Here is a 20,778-nt window from a genome sequence, read left to right as displayed (position 1 = left end):
AACTTTTACTTGATTTTATGATTTTTTTAAAATCTTTTAAATCAAGTAGTTAAAAATAAATGTGATTTTTTTTGAAATTTTTGGGCTTAACTTTTAGGTAATTTAAAGGTAATAGGTAAACCATATTTTACCTTAACATTATTACCATTATGTTTTCCAGCAATAAATTTTGGTAATTTCGAAATTAACCTAACAGCTTCATTTTTTAAGATTTCTGTACCTTCAGGACCCTTTTTTCTTATGTCAACAACTTCACCTTCTTCATTGATTGTAAATTGAACTAAAATACGTCCCTCTATCTTATTACTCAGTGCTTCTTGAGGATAATTGAAATTGTTAATAATATGCTTAGACATTTGTTTTTCAAAGCATTTAGATTGCTTCATCAATGGTACATTTTCACAATTTTTAAATAATGGAATTTCTTCAACTAGGTGAAAAGGTATTTTGTGAACCGAAGATAGTACATCTTTTTTTAGTTCTATTTGACTAACCAATTGAGTGTTCTGTTGAGCCGAAACACTTTTAGTAGAGCTCATAGAGTTAGAGTTTACTCTGTTTCTTTTTTTTCTATACTTAACACTAACTTCTTTGTCATTAATGTCTTCAAGAGCCTTTTTCACATCTTCCACACTACATTTAGTAATACTATTTGGGTCAATAACCGTTTCATCTGGAGTAGTACATTGTTCTGTTTGAGAATAGCAAGCCAAGGATAGCATTACCGCAATTGCAGTAGAATAGAAGGGTTTCATATTTAAGGGGTTTTGTTGATTAAATTTTCGGGGTTTTTTCAACCAGAACGAAATTAGAAAAAAATAAAAACTCCAACTTTAAATTAATGTTAAGTTTAGAGGAAAAGAATACACTACATTAACAGGAAAACCTTGTTCTTTTCCAGGAGTAAATTGTGGCGATTTCTTAATGATTTCTGTTAATTTGTTGGTTATGAGTCTGTTGTTTGATTTGCTATTTATTTGTACTGAAGATACTTTACCGTCAATACCAATTACAAATTGAATTAAGATTTTTTCATTAATACTTTCATCAATAATTTCTTCTGGATGAAAGTATTTGGAGATGTGTTTATTTAATCTTGTTTTGAAACATTTGCTACTTTCTTCCTTTGTAGTTTTTTTACAACCACTAAACAAAGGAACTTCTTCAACTAAATTAAAAAGTATTGCTTTGTTATTTGTTGGAAGTTGTATAGCAGGTGATTGGTTGTTTACAGTTAATTGAACTCCAGTATTACTAGTTAGTTGATGTAATGTTTTCTTGGCTGAGTTTACTTTTCTGAAACGAGTAGTTGTTTTTTTAGTTTTGGTATTAATAACCCTTTTATTTTGAGTTTTGTGATTATTCTGTACCTCACATTTATTAATACCAAGATCATTTATATCGTTAATTTGACTTTCAGAAGTTTCACAAACTTTGGCTTGAGAGAAGGAGTTAAAAATCGATAAGATGGTTAAGCAGATAAAAGGTAGTAGTTTTTTCATTGTTATGTTTGTTATAGGTGCATAACAAAGATCAAAAAGAATCCGCTTTTATGTTTTAAGATAATTTGATGTGATATTTAAGTTTTAATATTCTTAATGTTAAGAACGTTAATTATTCGTAAACAAAAAGCTCATTGTTAAATGAGCTTTTATAGTATAATATATATGGTGTAAAATTACTTTACATTCATTAATTCTACATCAAAGATAAGGGTAGCATTTGGAGGAATTACACCACCAGCACCGCTCTCTCCGTAAGCTAAGTTAGAGGGGATTACTAAACGAGCTTTGTCACCAACTTGTAACAATTGAATACCTTCATCCCAACCAGGAATAACTTGTCCAACTCCAATAGCAAAGTCAATAGGTTGCTTGCGTTTATATGAAGAATCAAATACAGTACCGTCTAATAATTGACCTTTATAATGTACAGAAACCATAGCGCCTTTAGTAGCCTTTTTACCTTCTCCTTTTTGAACTATTTTATAACGTAATCCACTTGGAGTTTCATCATATCCAGCAGCAACTTGGTCTAATAATTCTTTTTGACGAGCTTTTTCTTCAGCTTCTCTCTTTTCGCGAGCACCTTCAAAAGTTCTAAAAGCTTCTACAGCATTCCACTTTTCAGCTTCTTCACCAACACGAATGATTTCTACATTCATTTCATCATCTTGCTCAACAGCATCCACAACATCTTGCCCTTCAATTACGCTTCCAAAAACAGTGTGTTTACCATCTAACCAAGGTGTGGCAACATGTGTAATAAAGAATTGTGAACCATTAGTTCCAGGCCCGGCATTAGCCATAGATAATTTACCTGGAGCATCATGCTTTAATTCTGGATGAATTTCATCATCAAATTTGTATCCTGGATTACCTGTTCCCGTTCCTTGTGGACATCCACCTTGGATCATGAAATCAGCAATTACACGGTGAAACTTTAATCCGTTATAGTATGGTTCTCCTTGTGGACGAGCATTGTTTTCTAAATTTCCTTCAGCTAAAGCAACAAAGTTACCTACTGTTCCAGGAGTTTTTTCATGTTCTAAGTTTACTAAAATATCTCCCTTAGGAGTAGTGAACTTTGCATAAATTCCGTTGTTCATTTTTTTTAATTTAAATCTATTTACACTTTATTTTTTACTAGTTAAACTTGCAAAATTGAAGTTTAAACCAATATTTACATTTGTTGAGTTTACATTACCAAAAGGAGCAATAAATTTACCTCCTGAAACGGATAATGAAAAATTGTTGGCTAGGTTATAATTTAAACCAGCTGTTGGTCTAACCACAATACCTTCATCAGTATCTACACCAGCACCACCAGCTGCACCACCAACTAGGTCGACAAAAGCGTTTAGTTTGTTGTTTAATATTGAAGGGGTCTTATACCCAATACCAGCTAGTCCATGTGCGTATCCTCCTGATTGACCATCATAAGCAAAACCAGCTTCACCTATTAAATAAAAACGATTTGAAATATCATAATTAAACTGAAGAGCCAATAATTGTAAATCTACTTCATATCTACTATTTGGTGGGTCGAATTTAGCAACATTAAAATAGGTCTGGTTTTCAATACCAACAGATATTCCTTGGGTTTTATAATTGTTTGTTTTGGAAGTGGATTCGGTGCCTCCATTTAATCCAAAATATTTGATTCCAAAACCATATGTATAGGCTTCAAAATCACCATCTAAAGCTTTGTAGTATCCACCATGTCCACTAATAGCAAACTTATTTGATATTTTTAAATCAACACCAGCTGATGGGTAAATGGTAAGCCCTCCTTCAGGAGCAATACGACCACCAGCTGCACCAATTCCTAATTTTCCAAAGATGTTCAAATGTTTAGATTGATAGGGATGATACCCTGCTCCAAAAAATAAATCCATAAATCCAGCACGTAACCCTTTATAAATAGCGTCTGTATGAACAAATAAAAATACATTTTCTTGTAAGTACTTTTGATATTCAAACCCTAATACATATAAGATTTCGTTCAATTCTTCTCCATTATCTTTTCTTGATTTACCAAAGGGCTTAAAGAAATCAAAGCGTACTTGTTGTACATTTTTAACTGCTGGTCTTTTCCAAAAGTTTTCTGAAGAAAGATTGGTTGCTGTAAACTCTTTTTGAGCATTTTTATAATCTGAAAAACGCAATAGACTTGGTATTTCAACAAAGAAAGAAATAGAGTTGCTGTTTACCTCTCCAGAGTAAAAGTTAACATTACTGTATTGAACCCCAAAGGAGTAATTATTTTTTTTGTATTGTAATCCAATATTAGGGTTTATAAAGCCTCCATCATTGATATACTTTCTGTAGCCACCTCCACCACCAAAATGTAAATTAGCATCAAGATAAAGGTTTTTATAAAGTTGTTTATTAATACCTAGTTCAACACCTAAGGTAAACAATCCTCCTTGATCACCGGTTAGTGCAGCATGCATTCCAACTCCACCATATAACCAATTGTTTATTGGAATTTGATAATGCAATCCCATCAAACCCATCGTAGGCTTTAATTCAGGAAACTTGTCTGATGGCATTTCTACAGGAATAAAATTCAAACGAACTTTATTATGAAGTTCTTTTCCTTGTAAATTAGTAATATTATCTTGACTTTGAATAAGCCATGATATACATAAAAGGAAAAAGACGAGTATGTTTTTTTTATTCAAATTCACTTGTAAAATGTAACTTAACAGTTGGGTATTTACTTTGAGTCATTTGTATAGTAAAAGCAGAATCAGCTAAAAATACCAATTGCCCTTCTTTATCTTTCGCTAAGTAGCGTTGTTTAACACGTTTAAATTCTTTGAATTCTTCATTTTTTTCATCTTCTGGCTGTACCCAGCAAGCTTTGTGCACATTAATGTTTTCATATGAACACTTAGCACCATATTCATGTTCTAAACGGTATTGAATTACTTCGTATTGAAGTGCACCAACAGTACCAATAATTCTACGGCCATTCATTTCCATAGTAAATAACTGCGCAACCCCTTCATCCATTAATTGGTCTAAACCTTTGTATAATTGTTTAGCCTTCATAGGGTCGGCATTATTTACATAGCGGAAATGTTCTGGAGAGAAACTAGGAATTCCTTTAAAATTTAATTTTTCTCCTTCTGTTAAAGTATCTCCAATTTTGAAGTTACCTGTATCATGTAATCCTACAATATCACCAGGGAAAGATTCTTCAACGATTTCTTTCTTTTCAGCAAAGAAAGCATTTGGGCTTGAGAATTTTACCTTTTTTCCGTTACGTACGTGTAAGTAAGGAGTGTTTCTTTTAAATGTACCAGAAACAATTTTTACGAAAGCTAAACGGTCTCGGTGTTTAGGGTCCATATTTGCATGGATTTTAAATACAAACCCAGTAAGTTTTTCTTCTTTAGAATCTACAACACGCTCTTCTGCTTGTTTTGGTTGTGGATTTGGAGCAATGTCAATAAAACAATCTAATAATTCTTTAACTCCAAAGTTGTTTAGGGCAGAACCAAAGAAAACTGGTTGCAAATCACCTTTAACATACTCTTCTTGATCAAATTCAGGATATACCTCATATACTAGTTCTAATTCTTCACGAAGGGTTTCAGCTGCAGGTTCTCCAATAATAGTATCTAATTCTGGATTGTTTACGTCATTAAATTCAACACCTTCAGAAATGGTAGTTTTGTTATCTCCCGAGAATATATTTAGCTTCTTTTCCCAAATGTTGTAAATTCCTTTAAAATCATATCCCATACCAATAGGGAAACTCATTGGAGTTACCCTTAAACCTAATTTTTGTTCTACTTCATCTAATAAATCAAAAGCATCTTTACCTTCGCGGTCTAATTTATTGATAAAAACAATCATAGGTATTTTACGCATTCTACAAACCTCCACTAATTTCTCAGTTTGAGGCTCAACACCTTTTGCAACATCAATTACTACAATTACACTATCAACAGCGGTTAATGTTCTAAATGTATCTTCAGCAAAATCTTTGTGCCCTGGAGTATCTAGAATGTTTATCTTTTTATCTTTATAAATGAAGGCTAATACAGAAGTAGCAACTGAGATACCACGTTGACGTTCAATCTCCATAAAATCAGAAGTAGCTCCTTTTTTTATCTTATTGTTTTTAACTGCACCAGCTTCTTGAATAGCTCCTCCAAATAATAACAATTTCTCAGTCAAAGTAGTTTTACCAGCATCGGGATGCGATATAATTCCGAATGTACGTCTCTTTTGTATTTCTTCTAAAAAACTCATCTATAAATTTTAAGGCAGCAAAGATACGTTTTATAGTGGAACTGTTCAAAGGTTTAATTGTTGAACTGGTATCAATTTTGTAAGTTTGCTTTTAGTAAAATATTCAAATGAAAGAACAAGTAATTTTAGTAGATGAGCAAGATAATCCAATCGGATTAATGGAGAAGATAGAGGCGCATGAAAAAGCTTTGTTACATAGAGCATTTTCTGTTTTTGTTTTTAATTCAAGAGGAGAATTGATGTTGCAACAGAGAGCAGCTCATAAATATCATTCTCCGTTGCTTTGGACAAATACTTGTTGTTCTCATCAACGTGATGGAGAAACTTCATTGGAGGCAGGTGTAAGAAGATTGGAAGAAGAAATGGGGTTTACTTGTGATTTAGAAGAAGTTTTTTGGTTTATTTACAAGGCTCCATTTGATAATGGATTAACGGAGCATGAGTTAGATCACGTAATGGTAGGTAAATTTGAGGGAGTACCAAAAATTAACCCAGATGAGGTAGAGGCTTATAAATGGATGCCTCTAGAAGATGTAAAAAAGGACATCGAAACTAAACCAGAAATTTATACAGAATGGTTTAAGATTATATTTAAAGAGTCTTACAATAAAATTGCAAAGTTTGTATAATATGCCAAGAATTACGATACATAGAAAGGCTCATTTTAATGCTGCTCATAGATTGTTTAATCCTAATTGGAGTGATGAACGAAACATAGAAGTTTTTGGTAAATGTAGTAATCCTCATTATCACGGACACAATTATGAATTAATTGTTTCTCTAACAGGAGAAATAGATCCGGAGACAGGATATGTTTATGATTTAGGAAAACTAAAAGATCTTATTAAACTTCATGTAGAAGATTCTTTTGATCATAAAAATTTAAACATTGAAGTAGAGGAATTTAAAGACTTAAATCCTTCCGTAGAAAATATAGCTGTAGTTATTTATGATAAGTTACGTGTAAAGATTGAAAAAAAATACGACTTAGAAATTACTTTATATGAAACACCAAGAAACTACGTAACATATAGCGGATAAAATTTATGATTGACCTACTACTACGATTTGAACCCATTTTAAAAGAAAAAATATGGGGTGGACAAAAACTGATACAACTATTCGGGAAAGACTCAACCAAGAAGAATATTGGTGAAAGCTGGGAGATTTCTGACGTAAAGGGTGATGAAACAATTGTTAGTAAAGGAATATTAAAAGGAAAGAGTTTAAAAAACTTAACAAAGCAATACACGACCGAATTTTTAGGAGAAAAAGTTTATCAAAAGTTTGGAAATGAATTTCCCTTATTGATAAAATTCATCGATGCTAATGATAAACTAAGTATCCAATTGCACCCTGACGATGCGCTTGCAAAAAAACGTCATAATTCATTTGGGAAAACTGAAATGTGGTACATTATGCAGGCCGATGAAGACTCAAAAATTATGGTTGGGTTTAAAGAGGATTCAAATGAACAGGAGTATTTGGCACATGTAGAGAACAAAACATTGTTGGAGTTATTGAATGTAGATGATGTAATTTCTGGAGATGTTTATTTTATACCTACAGGAAGAATCCATGCTGTTGGAGCTGGGGTTGTATTAGCAGAGATTCAACAAACATCTGATAATACCTACAGGGTTTATGATTGGGATCGTCAAGATATTGATGGGAATTACCGAGAACTTCATACCGAATTAACCAAAGAAGCTATTGATTACAAGGCAATAAACAATTATAAAACTTCGTACCAAGTGAACGAAGGAGGTATTTCTGAAATGGTTTCTTGTCCACATTTTACAACTAATTTAGTATCGTTTGAAGGAGAGTTAGAAGTAAATCATAAAGATAAAGATAGCTTTGTGATTTATATGTGTGTAGAAGGAGAAGTGCGATTTCAATATAACAATCAAGAGGAAACTGTAAAGGTTGGAGAAACGATTATGCTACCTGCATGTGTTAAGAACGTTTCGTTGTTTGCAACACTAAAATCAAAACTTTTAGAAGTATATATAAAATAAGAACAGACTCAAAACAAAAAACTTCAAGTCTGTTCGTTAACAAACCAAATCAACTTAAAATCATATATAATTGAAAAAATCAATTAATAGATTAATTAAGAAGCTTTTTGTACGTTATAGCCAAAAGTGGCTACACAAATAATATTTTGTTTTTTCTCTTCTTTTTTGGCAACAGTTATGTTCAATATAAGTTCTGTGTTGCTGAGCTTTTTTACATTGTTTTGAATGATAAGTTTATCGTTCAAATAAGCATTTTTTAGGATATCAAATTCAATACTTTTAAAATTTAAGTTAGATGAATTTTGAAAGAAGTTGAGAGAAGAATTTACATTCGATTCAATTTTATCATAAAGAACCGAAGTTTTTAAGACTTTGTTTTTGCTAACTTGTTTTTTGTTAACAGTGAATTGTATAGTATTGTTACTAGATTTTATGTGTGTGTTCATGATTTTAAGTGTTTAATATGAGTAATAATTCGGGTTCTTTAAATGAAAAATTTTGTGCTGAATTGATAATACATTTGCCTTGTCGATACGTTGTTGTTGAATACATTTTCATAATGATAATATTTGGATTAATACATAAAAAAAAGGTGCTTTTGTTAAAAAGCACCTTTCTATTTTTATAGTTAAAATTTATTTATTGATTCTTAAATTTAGAATAGGTACTTTTTTTAATGTAGACATACTGTTTCTGCATACGTGTATAGCCAAAAAACATTGTATAGCACGAAGTAATCGCATTGAAAATAATACGGGTAATTGCGTTTGAAATATGTATAAATACCTTGTTCATATGGTCAAATGTATAAAACTTTCTCAATTATAGCTAGTTAAAAGAGGGAAAAATTATGTTAAAGTTAAAATTTAAACGAAAGAAGAACTGACGTTTAAAATTGTATCTTTGAAATGAAATAAGATATATATATGAAAATCATAGCAATGATTCCTGCGCGATATAGCGCTTCACGTTTTCCAGGTAAACTGATGAAGGAACTAGGAGGGAAGCCAGTGATTGTTAGAACCTACGAAGCTGCATTAAATACAAATTTGTTTGATGAAGTATATGTGGTTACAGATTCTGATGTTATTTATAATACGATAGAAGCAGTAGGAGGAAGAGTTATTAAAAGTAAAAAAGAACACGAAACTGGTTCTGATAGAATTGCTGAAGCAGTTGAAGATTTAGAAGTAGATATTGTTGTGAATGTGCAAGGAGATGAACCTTTTATAGATGAAGTTTCGCTTAAAAAATTAATTCAAATTTTTAAAGAAGACTTCCAAAAAGAAATAGACTTAGCTTCTTTAAAGGTACATATTACAAAACAAGAGGATATAGATAATCCTAATAATGTGAAAGTAATTACTGATGAGAATAACTTGGCATTGTATTTTTCTCGTAATCCAATACCTTATCATAGAGATAAGGATATAGAGGTTAAATATTATAAGCATAAAGGTGTATATGCTTTTAGAAAACAAGCCTTGTTAGATTTTTATAATTTGCCAATGACACCTTTAGAGTCAGCTGAGAAAATTGAATGTATTCGTTATTTGGAAGTAGGAAAAAAGATAAAAATGGTAGAAACCAATGTGGAAGCCATTGGTATAGATACACCAGAAGATTTAGAAAAAGCAATTCAATACTTAAACAATGGATAATATTAAAGTTATAGCCTTTGATGCAGATGATACCTTGTGGGTAAATGAAACTTATTTTAGAGATGCCGAAAATGAGTTTGCTAAATTATTATCAGATTACGAAACTGAAAATAAAATACACCAGGAGTTATTTAAAAAAGAAATAGCAAACTTATCTGTTTATGGGTATGGAGTAAAAGGTTTTGTGCTTTCTATGGTTGAATGCGCTCTAGAACTTTCTAATTATCAAATTAATCAGCAAACTATTGATAGGATTCTAAATATTGGTAAAGAAATGTTAGAAAAACCAATTGTATTACTAGATGGAGTAGAAGAGGTATTACAAGCATTGCATGGTAAGTATAAATTGATAGTAGCAACTAAAGGAGATTTGTTAGATCAAGAACGTAAGTTGGAAAAATCTGGGATTTTAAGGTATTTTCATCATACTGAAGTAATGAGCGAAAAGAAAGTGCCAGATTATAATAAGTTAGTAAAGCATTTGGATATTCATCCTTCCGAATTATTGATGATAGGAAATTCGTTAAAATCTGATGTACTACCATTAATATCTATAGGAGCTTCTGCCATACATGTGCCGTTTCATACTACTTGGGCCCATGAAGAGGTTACTGAAGAACAAAAGTCAGAGGATTATAAAACGGCAGGGAATATTAAAGAAATTCTTACGTATTTATAAATGAAATATTTAGATATAGATTCTTGGAATAGAAAAGAATTGTTTCATCATTTTAGAACATTAAAAGATCCAACTTTTGGATTGGTTGCTGATGTTGAGGTAACTAGAGTTTTTAAAGATTCTAAAGAAAAAGGAGATTCGTTTTTTGTACGTTATCTGCATGCATGCATGACTGCAATAAATAATGTAGAGGCATTAAAGTATAGGGTAGAAGGCGATAAAATTGCAGTTTATGAAACTATTCATGCTTCGGCTACTATAGCAAGAGAAGATCATACCTTTGGATTTTCGTTTGTTGAATTCAATGAAAACTTTGTTGTTTTTAATAATAATTTCCAAAAAGAAAAAAAACGAATACAAGAAACAAGAGATTTATTTCCTCCTAAATATTCATTAGGATGTATTCATTGTTCTGCAATTCCATGGGTAAGTTTTTCTGGGCATAAAGAACCGTTTTCAGGAAATAAAGATGATAGCGTTCCTCAATTGGCTTTTGGAAAAATAAAAGAAGAAAATGATAAATTAATGATGCCAGTAGCAATAAATGTAAATCATGCTTTAGTGGATGGATATCATGTTGGTTTATTTTTTGAAGAATTTCAAAATCAATTAGATAAAATAAATTAAATTTGCAGCAAATTTTAGAATTATGGCAAGCATAAAGAATTTAAAGAAAGATATTAATTATACATTAGGAGACTTATATGATATTTGTCAACTAAATGCGCAATTGAACCCAGAAGTTGATGCGTCAAAATCTGAAGAAATTATCGATGAATTATTTGATACGTTCGATGATTTAATAGCGAAGGTGAATGCTAAGGATGTTGAGAACCAGAAGGCTCACTTTAAAGCGATTAACAACGAGTTAGAAGAAAAGGCGAAAGCTATTTTAGATAAGATAAGTGCTTTATAATTAAGTGTTTAATTTATTTTAAAATCCAGTTTTTAACAAAGCTGGATTTTTTTTGTTGATATTTTAACATTTCGAAGAGAATATTTTTTTGTACCTTACGTTTGAAATATATAACCTTAAATCCCCTTAAATAATTATGGCGAGAGCAATGTTTGAGTACACTAAAACAGTACTAAGAAAAGTAAGCTTCAACGCAGATTTATTTTGTAGAGAGCTGGAAAAGGCATTGAACAGATTATTACCATACGAAGTAGAAGAACTAACAATATGGTTAAAGCAGTATACAGCTAATAAACCCGAACTGTATGCTTGCATGGCATTAATAAAAAAATAAAAAAGGAGAGCAATTTGCTCTCCTTTTTTATTTTTTAACTCTTCTATGTTTTAGTTTTCGTATCAATGTTCGATGGAATTCTCTTTCAGCAATTTCAAGTTTAAGTACTTTTTTATAGCTTAAAATTCCTCTTAGTTTTTTCTGAAACTCTTGTTCTGTTTGATAAATGTCAGACTTAATATTACTGATTCGCTTTACAATGTCCTTAGCTTCACTTTCTGAAAGTGTATCTAAGTTTTCTAAACCTCCAATTTGCTTTTTAATTTTTTGACGCTCTTCAAACCTTAAAGAGTTAATTTTCTTTTGAAAAGAATTATATAAAGGCCAAAATTGTTGAGCTTCTTTTTCGGTTAAATCCAGTTTATCAGTAATAAAGGCAACTTTAGCTGCTTTTATTTTTTCTTGTTTTCCTTTTCTGTATTTCATCTGAGCTGAGAGCCCAAAACTTGAGAAAAGTAAAAGAGTAAGTAGTAAGGTAACTTTTTTCATGTTAATTAATTTCGTTTAGTAAAGTAGAAGTATCAATATCATCTAAATAATTTTCAATTTCTACATCATTCATATTATCTGTTATGCTAGTATCTTCAAAATCTGTTATTTGCAAAACATCAGTAATTTCATTTGAGTCATTTGCTGCATACAACCAGTTTTCAATTTCTGCTTCTGACAGGTCATCAATAGTAATGTTATCTGTACCTATTGAAAAGTAATTAAGACCGACAAAAAGTAATACAGATGCCGCTGCGGCATATGGTATAATTTTTCTTACTCTTTGTGATAAAGAAATTACTTTCGTTACAGGTTTGTCATTGGTTGCTTTAGCAACAATGGTATCTTCTAAGGTGTCAAAATATCCTTTTGGAACCTTATAACCGCTTTCAGTAGGTAAAGTATCTTCCGCAATTTTGGCAAATAAATCATCTTCAAAAGAAGTCAAGTAGTTTTTCGGCTTTTGAAAGCCACTACTTTTAATATCTTCTAAAGAGAACTTTTTGTTTATATGTTGTTTTTTATCTTTCATTTATATCTTAGACTAGCTTTTAAACAAAAGGTTTAATGTTGATTAAACTTTACGTATTCTTCTATTTTTTTTACGGCGTGATGATATGAAGCTTTTAACGCTCCCACAGAGGTATCTAGTATGTCTGAAATTTCTTGATATTTCATATCATCAAAATATTTCATATTAAAAACTAATTGCTGTTTTTGAGGTAATGTGGCAATTGCTTTTTGCAATATAATTTGAATTTTATCACCATCAAACCAAGTATCGCTATCTAAATTTGACGCTAGTTGAAATTGCATATCAGAAATATCAATGTTTTTTTCTTTAGCTCTCTTGTTAATAAAGGTAATGGCTTCGTTGGTAGCAATTCTGTACATCCAAGAAAACAATTTACTTTCTCCTTTAAACTTATCGATACTTCTGTATACTTTTATAAAAGTATTTTGAAGTACATCATCTGTATCATCGTGAGAAATTACAATTTTCCTTATATGCCAATACAAACGTTCCTTGTATTCAGAAATTAACCAACGAAACGCTTGTTCTTTGGTTGTATTGTTTTGTAATTGATTGAGTAATGTAATTTCTTCGGTCAAAGTATTCATTTAAATGTTTGACTCTATAAAAATAAAAAGGTTTAATCAATTAATCAATTTTATAAAAAAAACAGTCCGAAAAGGACTGTTTTTAAAGTTTATGAATGTGTTATTATCTAACTTTTCTTCTTGAATAACCAAATAATCGGTTTGTTTTTATCATTTCAGAAATTCCTTCTGGTAGCATATCTTCCCATCCTTCTTCACCTTCTTTAATCATTTTTAATACAGTTCTAGAGAAGATATGTAAAATATCAGAGTTAAAGTTTTCAATGTCAACCAGTCTTCCGTTTGTTTTGAAGAACTTGTATAGTTCTTTCATTCTAGGATGAACTTTTAAGTTTTCGCTAGTAATGAATTCACCAGATTCTTCATCTTTATAAGGGTACATGTATACCTTTAAATCTTTAAAGAATAACTTACCAAAAGCTTCTAAAATACCACCACTTAAATGTCTGTAGTATTTTTCGTCAAAAATTTGAATCAAGTTATAAACTCCCATAGCTAGTCCCATGCGTTCTTTAGTAAATTCACTAAAGTATTCTACTAGTTTAAAGTACTCTTGGAAGTTGGTAATCATTACATTCTGTCCTAAAGAACAAAGTAACTCAGCTCTATCTAAAAAGTCTCGCTCGTTAATTTCTCCTTCGGCTCTAAGGTTACTTAATGTAATTTCAAAAATAACCTGAGTTTTTTCTGGTGAAACTTTATTTTCAGCAAAGAATAAGTCTTTAGACCTCTCAAACATATCCATGTTTACTTTTGTTACAGGTCTAAAACTACCACGTAATGCTAGGATGTTCTTTTTATATAAAACTTGTGCTGGTAGTAAGTTGTTACCATCAGGGCCAAACATTACTGCGTTGGTCATACCATTTTTAACAAGTTGTAAACTCATTAAACGGTTATCAACATACATAAATCTTGGACCTGAGAAATTGATCATATCAATTTCTAACTTATCATGATCTATATTGTCATAGAACGACTTTACCAATTCTTTTGGATTGTCATTCATATAAAAAGCTCCGTATACTAAGTTTACACCTAAAATACCTAAAGTTTCTTGTTGTAATCTCGCTTCTGTTTCTTTGAATCGAAGGTGTAAAACGATCTCGTTGTAATCTTCTAATGGATCTAGTTGAAAACGTATACCAACCCAACCATGTCCTTTAAACTTTTTAGTAAAGTTAATGGTTGCTACAGTATTGGCATAACTAAAGAATAATTTATCTGGGTGCTTTTGACGATCAAGACGTTCTTCAATTAAGTCCATCTCATGTTTCAGCATCTTTTTTAATCTAGCCTCTGTAACATAACGTCCGTCGTCTTCAATTCCATAAATTGCGTCGGAGAAATCTTTATCATAGGCACTCATAGCTTTTGCTATTGTACCTGACGCACCTCCAGCTCTAAAGAAGTTACGTACTGTTTCTTGTCCTGCACCAATCTCGGCGAAAGTACCATAAATATGGGCATTTAAATTGATTTTTAAAGCTTTACTTTTAGTAGGAAGTACTGTACTTATTTTCTGATCTCCTTTTAACGTAATTGCCATTTTTATGTTTTATTGTTACGTTAAGCAAAGGTACTGAAATTAGCTACTATCAGACAATTTTTATCGTATTTTTGTAATCTACATGGATAAAAAAAAACAAATTAAAGTTACTTTTTTAGGAACAGGTACTTCTACAGGTGTTCCTATGATTACAAGTAAGCACCCCGTTGCTTTTTCAAAAGACCCAAGAGACAAAAGATTACGATCTTCTGTGATGATTTCATGGGATGATATTAACTATATTATTGATTGTGGACCCGATTTTCGCCAACAAATGATTCGTCAAAATGTAGAAAGTATCAAAGGAATTTTGTTTACACATGAACATGCAGATCATATTGCAGGTTTAGATGAAATTAGGCCCTATTGTTTTCAAATGGGGGCAGTACCAATTTATTTAAGCAATAGGGTATTAAATAAATTAGAAAAACGATACGATTATATATTTGCAACGGAAAATAGATATCCTTCAGCTCCTAAAGTAGAAACAAATCTAATTTCTCATGAGCATACGTTGGAACTTCATGGTGTAACGGTTACCCCTGTTGAGGTTATGCACGGAAATTTACCAATTTTAGGGTATCGTTTTGGAGATATAGCGTATATTACTGATATCAAAACAATACATGATGAAGAAAAGAATAAATTGAAAGATTTAGATGTTTTAGTGGTAACAGGTTTGCGTAAAGAGCCTCATGCAACACATTTTAATATTGAGGAAGCTTTGAGTTTTATTAGTGATTTAAAGCCTAAAAAAGCTTATTTAACCCATATAAGTGAGTTACTTGGTTTTCATGAGGAGGTAGAAAAAGAACTTCCTGAAAATGTGTTTTTGGCTTACGACGGATTGATAGTAGAAAACTAAACTAAGCGCTTAATAACTCTTAGTTTATGGGTATGCTGATGTGTATCTGTATTATAAATACCACTATGATCTAACTTATCTATTCTTACTTTACCATGAGCATGAATAATATTGTAGTCGTTCATAATAATGCCTACGTGTGTAATAACTCCTTCTTCATTATCAAAAAAAGCTAAGTCACCTGGTTCACTTTCTTCAATAAAACTTAATACTTCACCTTGAGTTGCCTGTTCTTTAGCATCACGTAATAAATTGTATCCACATAACTTATAAACAGTTTGAGTAAATCCAGAGCAGTCAATACCGAAAGGTGTTTTACCACCCCATAAATAAGGAGTGCTTAAAAATAGAAAAGCAGTTTCTATAATAGCTGCTTTTGGTAATTGCTTATTAGAAATTTTACCTTGATAAGAATACTGTGTGTCGTTTATACTAAATTGTTGGTTTTTGAAAAACGGAAGTCTGGCACCTAAAGGGATGGTTGTTAAATTATTGAGGTTGTCGGTCACAAAATCAATCAATTCACCAGCATAATTTTTTCCTTCTGAAGTTAAATTGTTGTAGGTTTCTTCAGAAATCTCCTCGTATTGTTTGTTGTCAATATATCCTTCATAATTATCGAAAGATAATTTTATTTTACTCCATTTTTTATCTTTTTCTAACACTTCAAAATGCTCACCAAATACTAACTGGTTTACCATCTCAGCAGTATCTGAAGGAGTTAGCCTCATAGGTACAATACTTAAATTACAAATTCCGAAAAGCATTAAATGTATGTTTAGAATGAAAATCCCTGTTCGTTGTTTAAACAACAAACAGGGATAATAAATATGTTAAAAATTAAATTCTTTCAATAACCATTGCACTAGCACCACCACCACCGTTACAAATACCGGCAGCACCAATTTTAGCATTGTTTTGTTTTAAAATAGAAGTTAGGGCAATGATAATTCTTGCTCCAGAAACTCCTAATGGGTGTCCTAATGAGACAGCACCTCCATTTACGTTTACTTTATCTGCAGATAATCCTAAAATTTTCATATTGGCCAATCCAACAACAGAGAAAGCTTCGTTTAATTCAAAGTAATCAACATCCTCAATAGATACTCCTGCTTTTGCCAATGCTTTTGGTAATGCCTTTGCTGGAGCAGTAGTAAACCACTTTGGTTCATGTGCTGCATCTGCATAACTTCTAATTTTAGCTAATGGAGTAATACCTAATTCTTTTGCCTTTTCTGCCGACATTAGTACTAGTGCAGCACCTCCATCATTAATAGTAGAAGCATTTGCAGCAGTAACAGTTCCTTCTTTAGTAAAAGCAGGGCGTAAAGCTGGAATTTTTTCCATTTTTACGTTTTTATATTCTTCATCTTCAGCAAAGATAACTGGTTCTCCACGACGTTGTGGAATTTCAACAGGAACTACTTCATCAGCAAATTTTCCTTCGCTCCATGCTTTTGCTGAACGATTGTAAGACTCAATAGCAAAGTTATCTTGATCTTCTCTAGAGAATTCATATTCCGTAGCACATTCATCAGCACAAACTCCCATAGCTACTTGTTCATATACATCCACTAAACCGTCCTTTTGCATACCATCTTCCATTTTTACTGGACCAAACTTAGTAGCGTTACGTGCATGTTGGTAATGTGGAATCATACTCATGTTTTCCATACCTCCTGCAACAACAATATCAGCATCTCCTAAAGCAATAGTTTGAGCGGCCAACATAATTGACTTCATTCCTGAAGAACATACTTTATTTACAGTAGTACATGGTACGTGATTTGGAATTCCTGCGAAAATAGCCGCCTGACGAGCAGGAGCTTGCCCTAAACCAGCAGAAACTACATTACCCATAAAAACCTCTTCTACCATTTCTGGTTGTAAATTAATTTTATCTAAAGCACCTTTAATAGCTACTGCACCTAATTTAGGAGCAGGAGTAGTTGATAAGGTTCCTAAAAAGCTTCCTATAGGTGTTCTTGCAACCGATGCAATTACTACTTCTTTCATATTGTTGGGTATATTTGTTGTTTAAATTTGTCTTGCGAAAATAACCATTTTATAGCAAGTAGTAAAATTATTAATTAAGGTTATATTTACAGAAGTTAAATTAGTTAAATGAATAAATTAATAAACACATTATATAGAAACAATGCTATTATATACAAAGCAATATTGTTTTTAATTACGGCTTTTGCGATTGTGTATTTGTTTCCAAAGGGAGGGAAGTTTAAGTACGACTATGTTCAAGGAAAACCTTGGCAGTATGTAACTTTAATTGCTCCTTTCGATTTTGCCATTCAAAAAACGGGAGATGAACTTGAAAAAGAGAAAAAACAAATTGAAAGTACCTCTAGAGTATATTTTACTTACAAAGAAGATATAAAGAAAGGAGTAAAGGAGTCTTTTAACAATCAAATTAGTTTAATTTTTCCTTCCGATACATTGTCTAGCAAGACTTTGTCAAACATGGAGGATACAGGAAACAAGATTATAGATAAAGTATATAATGTTGGATTTGTTTCAAATGAAGGAGTAACTAAGGTAAAAAGTACACAAGATTTAGTTACGTTGATTAGAGATAATAATGCGATTGAAGATGTGGTTTTTTCGAAGTTTGTAGTATCTAGTAAGATCCTTCAAATCATTCAAGAAGGAACCAAAGAGTTCGCTCCATACCCTAGATCAATACTTCTAAATAGTCTGTCTGAGTTGTTAGAACCTAATGTGTTTTTCGATATAAAGTTTACTCAAAAAGAATTGCAAGAATCATTACAGAATATTTCGCTCGCAAAAGGAAAAGTATCTAAAGGAGAGTTGATTATTTTAAAAGGAGATATTGTAGAGGGAAGGAAGTTTAATGTTTTAGAATCGTTTAAAAATGCTTCTAAATCACAAATTTGGTCAAAGTCTAATAAGAATTGGATTGTTTTCGGATATACCGTTTTGGTATCATTGGCTTTGCTTATGTTATTATTGTTTTTACATCGCTACAGATTTGAGATTTTTAAAGATAACAATAAGGTCACTTTTATATTTATCAATGTGCTATTGATGATTTTCGTACAGACGTTGGTTGTGAAGTACAATGCAGATTTTTTATACGTAGTACCCTTGAGTATACTTCCTATTGTTTTAAAAGCGTTTTTTGATGCTCGTTTGGGATTATTTACACACGTATTGACTGTATTATTACTAGGTTTTATTGTTCCGAACAGTTTTGAATTTATTTATTTGCACATTATTGCTGGAATAGTAACCATACTTACGGTATCTGAATTATATAAGAGAGCTAATTTGTTTATATCGATAGGGCAAATTACATTGATTTATATGATTACTTATTTTGCATTTTCAATTTTGAAAGAAGGAAATGCCGATAAGATTAATTGGGAATACTTTGGATTGTTTGCAGCGAATGGATTACTTTCTTTTTTATCTGTGTTCTTTATTTATTTTTACGAAAAAGTGTTTGGATTAGTTTCAGATGTAACCCTGTTGGAATTATCTAATACGAACTCAAAATTATTACGAGAGTTGAATGAAAAAGCACCAGGTACTTTTCAGCACTCCATGCAGGTTGCCAATTTAGCAGAAGCAGCAGCCAATGAAATAGGAGCCAATTCAATGTTGGTTAGAACCGGAGCTTTATATCATGATATTGGTAAAATGGCAAACCCGATGTATTTTATAGAAAACCAATCAACAGGTGTAAATCCACACAATGATTTATCACCTCGAGATAGTGCTCGAATTATTTTAGATCACGTTATTAAAGGGATTGAAATAGCAAAGAAGAATAAACTACCAGACCGTATTATAGATTTTATCAGAACTCATCATGGAACCAGTGTCACTTATTATTTTTATAAGCAGGAATTGGAGAATAGTGTAGATGGAGAGGTAGATATTAAGAAATTTCAATATCAAGGACCTATTCCATTTTCTAAAGAAACAGCTATTTTAATGATGTGTGATGCAGCGGAAGCAGCTTCTAAGAGTTTAAAAACGCCAACTGCGCAGAGTATCGATGAATTGATAGATCGAATTGTTGAGAAGCAAAAAAACGAGAATCAATTCATAAATTCGGATATCACGTTTAGAGAAATAGAAAAAATAAAAAAAATTATAAAGAATAAGTTGATGAATATCTATCACTTACGTGTTGAGTATCCAGATTAGTGATTTTTTTTCTAAAAAAAACTTGTGTGAATGTTTAATCCGTTATATATTTGCACTCGCAATTTTTAACTCAATAAAACGAACGAGTTTAAGGGTTAAGGAGAGGTGGCAGAGTGGTAATGCAGCAGCCTGCTAAGCTGTCATCCTTCGGGATGCCCGGGTTCGAATCCCGGTCTCTCCGCAAAAAAATTGTAGATAACCTTATCGGGGTGTAGCGTAGCCCGGTTATCGCGCTTGGTTTGGGACCAAGAGGTCGCAGGTTCGAATCCTGCCACCCCGACAAAAAGAGTTACTGGTCGCGTAGCTCAGCTGGATAGAGCATCTGCCTTCTAAGCAGACGGTCACAGGTTCGAATCCTGTCGCGATCACAGGAATAATAAGGCTTTCAGGAAACTGGAAGCCTTTCTTGTTTCTAAAAATGCACACTTTGTGCACACTTTTCTCAAATTCATAAAATTTAACATATTTTAACGTTTTTTGGTAGTTATTCAGGTTTCAAAAACCTTTGAACTATATAATTTTTGTGATAAATCTTAATCAAAATTATGCACAACTTACTTCTGTTGTTGTCATAAATTTGTACTTTATAATGATTGTTTGAACTAGTGAAATGCTTATGATATACTAAGTTTACACGAAGTTCTAATTGATTTTCATAACTTTGCATATAGAATGAAACAAGTATTTCATAAAATAATATCTTTTGTAATGGCTATAATGGTCTTACTTTCTACGGTTTCTTTTACCATAGATATGCATTATTGCGGTGATACTTTGGTAGATACTGCCATTTTCAAAAAAGCAAAAAATTGCGGAATGAATATGAAAGCATCTACTTCAAATTCAAACTCAGAGTGCTCTGTTACAAAGAAAAATTGTTGTACCGATAAACAAGTTACAATTGATGGTCAGGATGAATTAAAAGTATCTCATTCTTCTCTTTCATTTGACCAGCAAGTTTTTATTGCTTCTTTTGTATATACTTACATCAATTTATTTGAAAGTGTAGAAGAAGATAAAACGCTTTATAGACTTTATAAACCTCCTTTAGTCGTCAAGGAAATCTATAAACTTGACGAGACTTATTTAATTTGATTTTTAAACAATAGACTGCACTATCCTGTGAATACTATTCATTAGGGTACTTTTCTGTATGTGATATTTTCTAAATATCAATGTCTAAAGT

Annotated in this window: 23 protein-coding genes and 3 tRNA genes; 14 read left to right on the top strand and 12 right to left on the bottom strand. The window is 31.7% G+C overall.

Features of this window, described 5'->3' with window-relative positions; translation table 11 throughout:
• Positions 1-86: 86 nt before the first annotated feature.
• The 5 genes from ABNT22_RS12515 to ABNT22_RS12495 all read right to left on the bottom strand — a co-directional run bounded on the left by ABNT22_RS12515 (position 87) and on the right by ABNT22_RS12495 (position 5,768).
• Positions 87-755, bottom strand: coding sequence for an energy transducer TonB (locus tag ABNT22_RS12515; RefSeq protein ID WP_348718347.1), 669 nt, complete (start codon positions 753-755; stop codon positions 87-89).
• 78 nt (positions 756-833) lie between these two features.
• Positions 834-1,502 (bottom strand): energy transducer TonB, encoded by a 669-nt coding sequence (locus ABNT22_RS12510; protein WP_348718348.1) that lies wholly within the window; start codon positions 1,500-1,502, stop codon positions 834-836.
• Between the two features lie 176 nt (positions 1,503-1,678).
• On the bottom strand, positions 1,679-2,608 hold the full coding sequence (locus tag ABNT22_RS12505; protein ID WP_348718349.1) for a peptidylprolyl isomerase: 930 nt from the start codon (positions 2,606-2,608) through the stop codon (positions 1,679-1,681).
• A 27-nt stretch (positions 2,609-2,635) separates the two neighbouring features.
• On the bottom strand, positions 2,636-4,192 hold the full coding sequence (locus ABNT22_RS12500; protein ID WP_348721684.1) for a hypothetical protein: 1,557 nt from the start codon (positions 4,190-4,192) through the stop codon (positions 2,636-2,638).
• On the bottom strand, positions 4,179-5,768 hold the full coding sequence (locus ABNT22_RS12495; protein WP_348718351.1) for a peptide chain release factor 3: 1,590 nt from the start codon (positions 5,766-5,768) through the stop codon (positions 4,179-4,181). The genes ABNT22_RS12500 and ABNT22_RS12495 overlap by 14 nt, the downstream gene beginning before the upstream one ends.
• Before the next feature lie 107 nt (positions 5,769-5,875).
• Here ABNT22_RS12495 and idi point away from each other — a divergent pair, with 107 nt between their 5' ends.
• The 3 genes from idi to ABNT22_RS12480 are packed head-to-tail and all read left to right on the top strand — an operon-like array spanning position 5,876 to position 7,789.
• Complete coding sequence (idi, locus tag ABNT22_RS12490) at positions 5,876-6,397, top strand: isopentenyl-diphosphate Delta-isomerase (protein ID WP_348718353.1); 522 nt, start codon at positions 5,876-5,878, stop codon at positions 6,395-6,397.
• A 1-nt stretch (position 6,398) separates the two neighbouring features.
• Complete coding sequence (locus tag ABNT22_RS12485; protein ID WP_348718354.1) at positions 6,399-6,809, top strand: 6-carboxytetrahydropterin synthase; 411 nt, start codon at positions 6,399-6,401, stop codon at positions 6,807-6,809.
• A 5-nt stretch (positions 6,810-6,814) separates the two neighbouring features.
• Positions 6,815-7,789 carry a type I phosphomannose isomerase catalytic subunit gene (locus ABNT22_RS12480; protein WP_348718355.1) on the top strand — a complete coding sequence of 325 codons (975 nt, stop codon included), beginning with the start codon at positions 6,815-6,817 and terminating at the stop codon, positions 7,787-7,789.
• A gap of 95 nt (positions 7,790-7,884) precedes the next feature.
• Here the strand turns inward: ABNT22_RS12480 and ABNT22_RS12475 are convergent, their stop codons facing one another.
• A complete protein-coding gene (locus ABNT22_RS12475; protein WP_348718356.1) occupies positions 7,885-8,235 on the bottom strand; it encodes a hypothetical protein in 351 nt (116 codons plus the stop codon).
• Positions 8,236-8,715: 480 nt separating this feature from the next.
• On the opposite strand from ABNT22_RS12475, the gene kdsB reads away from it, so the two are divergent.
• The 5 genes from kdsB to ABNT22_RS12450 all read left to right on the top strand — a co-directional run bounded on the left by kdsB (position 8,716) and on the right by ABNT22_RS12450 (position 11,379).
• On the top strand, positions 8,716-9,450 hold the full coding sequence (kdsB, locus tag ABNT22_RS12470; protein ID WP_348718357.1) for a 3-deoxy-manno-octulosonate cytidylyltransferase: 735 nt from the start codon (positions 8,716-8,718) through the stop codon (positions 9,448-9,450).
• Entirely contained in the window at positions 9,443-10,129 is a 687-nt protein-coding gene (locus tag ABNT22_RS12465) for an HAD family hydrolase (RefSeq protein ID WP_348718359.1), read from the top strand. The genes kdsB and ABNT22_RS12465 overlap by 8 nt, the downstream gene beginning before the upstream one ends.
• Entirely contained in the window at positions 10,130-10,756 is a 627-nt protein-coding gene (locus ABNT22_RS12460; protein ID WP_348718360.1) for a CatA-like O-acetyltransferase, read from the top strand. It begins immediately after the preceding gene.
• A 22-nt stretch (positions 10,757-10,778) separates the two neighbouring features.
• Complete coding sequence (locus ABNT22_RS12455; protein ID WP_348718361.1) at positions 10,779-11,045, top strand: hypothetical protein; 267 nt, start codon at positions 10,779-10,781, stop codon at positions 11,043-11,045.
• Positions 11,046-11,181: 136 nt separating this feature from the next.
• Complete coding sequence (locus ABNT22_RS12450; RefSeq protein WP_348718362.1) at positions 11,182-11,379, top strand: hypothetical protein; 198 nt, start codon at positions 11,182-11,184, stop codon at positions 11,377-11,379.
• A 27-nt stretch (positions 11,380-11,406) separates the two neighbouring features.
• Here ABNT22_RS12450 and ABNT22_RS12445 read toward each other — a convergent pair whose 3' ends face one another.
• The 4 genes from ABNT22_RS12445 to ABNT22_RS12430 all read right to left on the bottom strand — a co-directional run bounded on the left by ABNT22_RS12445 (position 11,407) and on the right by ABNT22_RS12430 (position 14,539).
• The gene (locus tag ABNT22_RS12445) at positions 11,407-11,868 is read right to left on the bottom strand and encodes a sensor of ECF-type sigma factor (RefSeq protein ID WP_348718363.1); all 462 of its coding nucleotides are present in this window, start codon (positions 11,866-11,868) and stop codon (positions 11,407-11,409) included.
• A gap of 1 nt (position 11,869) precedes the next feature.
• Positions 11,870-12,400 (bottom strand): hypothetical protein, encoded by a 531-nt coding sequence (locus ABNT22_RS12440; RefSeq protein WP_348718365.1) that lies wholly within the window; start codon positions 12,398-12,400, stop codon positions 11,870-11,872.
• A 32-nt stretch (positions 12,401-12,432) separates the two neighbouring features.
• Positions 12,433-12,990, bottom strand: coding sequence for an RNA polymerase sigma factor (locus ABNT22_RS12435; RefSeq protein ID WP_348718367.1), 558 nt, complete (start codon positions 12,988-12,990; stop codon positions 12,433-12,435).
• Between the two features lie 103 nt (positions 12,991-13,093).
• Positions 13,094-14,539, bottom strand: a complete 1,446-nt coding sequence (locus ABNT22_RS12430; protein WP_348718368.1) for a TonB-dependent receptor — start codon at positions 14,537-14,539, stop codon at positions 13,094-13,096.
• A gap of 82 nt (positions 14,540-14,621) precedes the next feature.
• On the opposite strand from ABNT22_RS12430, the gene ABNT22_RS12425 reads away from it, so the two are divergent.
• On the top strand, positions 14,622-15,404 hold the full coding sequence (locus tag ABNT22_RS12425; RefSeq protein ID WP_348718369.1) for an MBL fold metallo-hydrolase: 783 nt from the start codon (positions 14,622-14,624) through the stop codon (positions 15,402-15,404).
• On the opposite strand, the gene ABNT22_RS12420 is transcribed toward ABNT22_RS12425, so the two are convergent.
• Both ABNT22_RS12420 and ABNT22_RS12415 read right to left on the bottom strand, forming a co-directional pair.
• Entirely contained in the window at positions 15,401-16,171 is a 771-nt protein-coding gene (locus tag ABNT22_RS12420) for a C40 family peptidase (protein ID WP_348718370.1), read from the bottom strand. The two genes, ABNT22_RS12425 and ABNT22_RS12420, sit on opposite strands and share 4 nt — an antisense overlap.
• Positions 16,172-16,244: 73 nt before the next feature.
• Complete coding sequence (locus tag ABNT22_RS12415) at positions 16,245-17,420, bottom strand: acetyl-CoA C-acyltransferase (protein WP_348718371.1); 1,176 nt, start codon at positions 17,418-17,420, stop codon at positions 16,245-16,247.
• 108 nt (positions 17,421-17,528) lie between these two features.
• On the opposite strand from ABNT22_RS12415, the gene ABNT22_RS12410 reads away from it, so the two are divergent.
• The 5 genes from ABNT22_RS12410 (at position 17,529) to ABNT22_RS12390 (ending at position 20,687) form a co-directional block, all read left to right on the top strand.
• Entirely contained in the window at positions 17,529-19,592 is a 2,064-nt protein-coding gene (locus tag ABNT22_RS12410; RefSeq protein WP_348718373.1) for an HDIG domain-containing metalloprotein, read from the top strand.
• A 99-nt stretch (positions 19,593-19,691) separates the two neighbouring features.
• Positions 19,692-19,773, top strand: a tRNA-Ser gene (locus ABNT22_RS12405).
• A 24-nt stretch (positions 19,774-19,797) separates the two neighbouring features.
• Positions 19,798-19,872 (top strand) — tRNA-Pro (locus ABNT22_RS12400).
• Between the two features lie 14 nt (positions 19,873-19,886).
• Positions 19,887-19,960 (top strand) — tRNA-Arg (locus ABNT22_RS12395).
• Between the two features lie 304 nt (positions 19,961-20,264).
• Positions 20,265-20,687: an HYC_CC_PP family protein gene (locus ABNT22_RS12390; RefSeq protein WP_348718374.1), complete on the top strand. Its 423-nt coding sequence runs from the start codon at positions 20,265-20,267 to the stop codon at positions 20,685-20,687.
• Positions 20,688-20,778 lie beyond the last annotated feature (91 nt).

It is taken from the genome of Tenacibaculum sp. 190130A14a, assembly GCF_964048965.1.
GTDB classification, from domain to species: domain Bacteria; phylum Bacteroidota; class Bacteroidia; order Flavobacteriales; family Flavobacteriaceae; genus Polaribacter; species Polaribacter polynesiense.
This window is presented reverse-complemented; position numbering and strand designations above follow the sequence as displayed.

What these genes read in the sequence shown, in the direction of transcription:
- ABNT22_RS12515 (WP_348718347.1), bottom strand. Translation starts at nt 755, where the DNA reads ATGAAACCCTTCTATTCTACTGCAATTGCGGTAATGCTATCCTTGGCT.
- ABNT22_RS12510 (WP_348718348.1), bottom strand. Translation starts at nt 1,502, where the DNA reads ATGAAAAAACTACTACCTTTTATCTGCTTAACCATCTTATCGATTTTT.
- ABNT22_RS12505 (WP_348718349.1), bottom strand. Translation starts at nt 2,608, where the DNA reads ATGAACAACGGAATTTATGCAAAGTTCACTACTCCTAAGGGAGATATT.
- ABNT22_RS12495 (WP_348718351.1), bottom strand. Translation starts at nt 5,768, where the DNA reads ATGAGTTTTTTAGAAGAAATACAAAAGAGACGTACATTCGGAATTATA.
- idi (WP_348718353.1), top strand. Translation starts at nt 5,876, where the DNA reads ATGAAAGAACAAGTAATTTTAGTAGATGAGCAAGATAATCCAATCGGA.
- ABNT22_RS12485 (WP_348718354.1), top strand. Translation starts at nt 6,399, where the DNA reads ATGCCAAGAATTACGATACATAGAAAGGCTCATTTTAATGCTGCTCAT.
- ABNT22_RS12480 (WP_348718355.1), top strand. Translation starts at nt 6,815, where the DNA reads ATGATTGACCTACTACTACGATTTGAACCCATTTTAAAAGAAAAAATA.
- ABNT22_RS12475 (WP_348718356.1), bottom strand. Translation starts at nt 8,235, where the DNA reads ATGAACACACACATAAAATCTAGTAACAATACTATACAATTCACTGTT.
- kdsB (WP_348718357.1), top strand. Translation starts at nt 8,716, where the DNA reads ATGAAAATCATAGCAATGATTCCTGCGCGATATAGCGCTTCACGTTTT.
- ABNT22_RS12465 (WP_348718359.1), top strand. Translation starts at nt 9,443, where the DNA reads ATGGATAATATTAAAGTTATAGCCTTTGATGCAGATGATACCTTGTGG.
- ABNT22_RS12460 (WP_348718360.1), top strand. Translation starts at nt 10,130, where the DNA reads ATGAAATATTTAGATATAGATTCTTGGAATAGAAAAGAATTGTTTCAT.
- ABNT22_RS12455 (WP_348718361.1), top strand. Translation starts at nt 10,779, where the DNA reads ATGGCAAGCATAAAGAATTTAAAGAAAGATATTAATTATACATTAGGA.
- ABNT22_RS12450 (WP_348718362.1), top strand. Translation starts at nt 11,182, where the DNA reads ATGGCGAGAGCAATGTTTGAGTACACTAAAACAGTACTAAGAAAAGTA.
- ABNT22_RS12445 (WP_348718363.1), bottom strand. Translation starts at nt 11,868, where the DNA reads ATGAAAAAAGTTACCTTACTACTTACTCTTTTACTTTTCTCAAGTTTT.
- ABNT22_RS12440 (WP_348718365.1), bottom strand. Translation starts at nt 12,400, where the DNA reads ATGAAAGATAAAAAACAACATATAAACAAAAAGTTCTCTTTAGAAGAT.
- ABNT22_RS12435 (WP_348718367.1), bottom strand. Translation starts at nt 12,990, where the DNA reads ATGAATACTTTGACCGAAGAAATTACATTACTCAATCAATTACAAAAC.
- ABNT22_RS12430 (WP_348718368.1), bottom strand. Translation starts at nt 14,539, where the DNA reads ATGGCAATTACGTTAAAAGGAGATCAGAAAATAAGTACAGTACTTCCT.
- ABNT22_RS12425 (WP_348718369.1), top strand. Translation starts at nt 14,622, where the DNA reads ATGGATAAAAAAAAACAAATTAAAGTTACTTTTTTAGGAACAGGTACT.
- ABNT22_RS12420 (WP_348718370.1), bottom strand. Translation starts at nt 16,171, where the DNA reads ATGCTTTTCGGAATTTGTAATTTAAGTATTGTACCTATGAGGCTAACT.
- ABNT22_RS12415 (WP_348718371.1), bottom strand. Translation starts at nt 17,420, where the DNA reads ATGAAAGAAGTAGTAATTGCATCGGTTGCAAGAACACCTATAGGAAGC.
- ABNT22_RS12410 (WP_348718373.1), top strand. Translation starts at nt 17,529, where the DNA reads ATGAATAAATTAATAAACACATTATATAGAAACAATGCTATTATATAC.
- ABNT22_RS12390 (WP_348718374.1), top strand. Translation starts at nt 20,265, where the DNA reads ATGAAACAAGTATTTCATAAAATAATATCTTTTGTAATGGCTATAATG.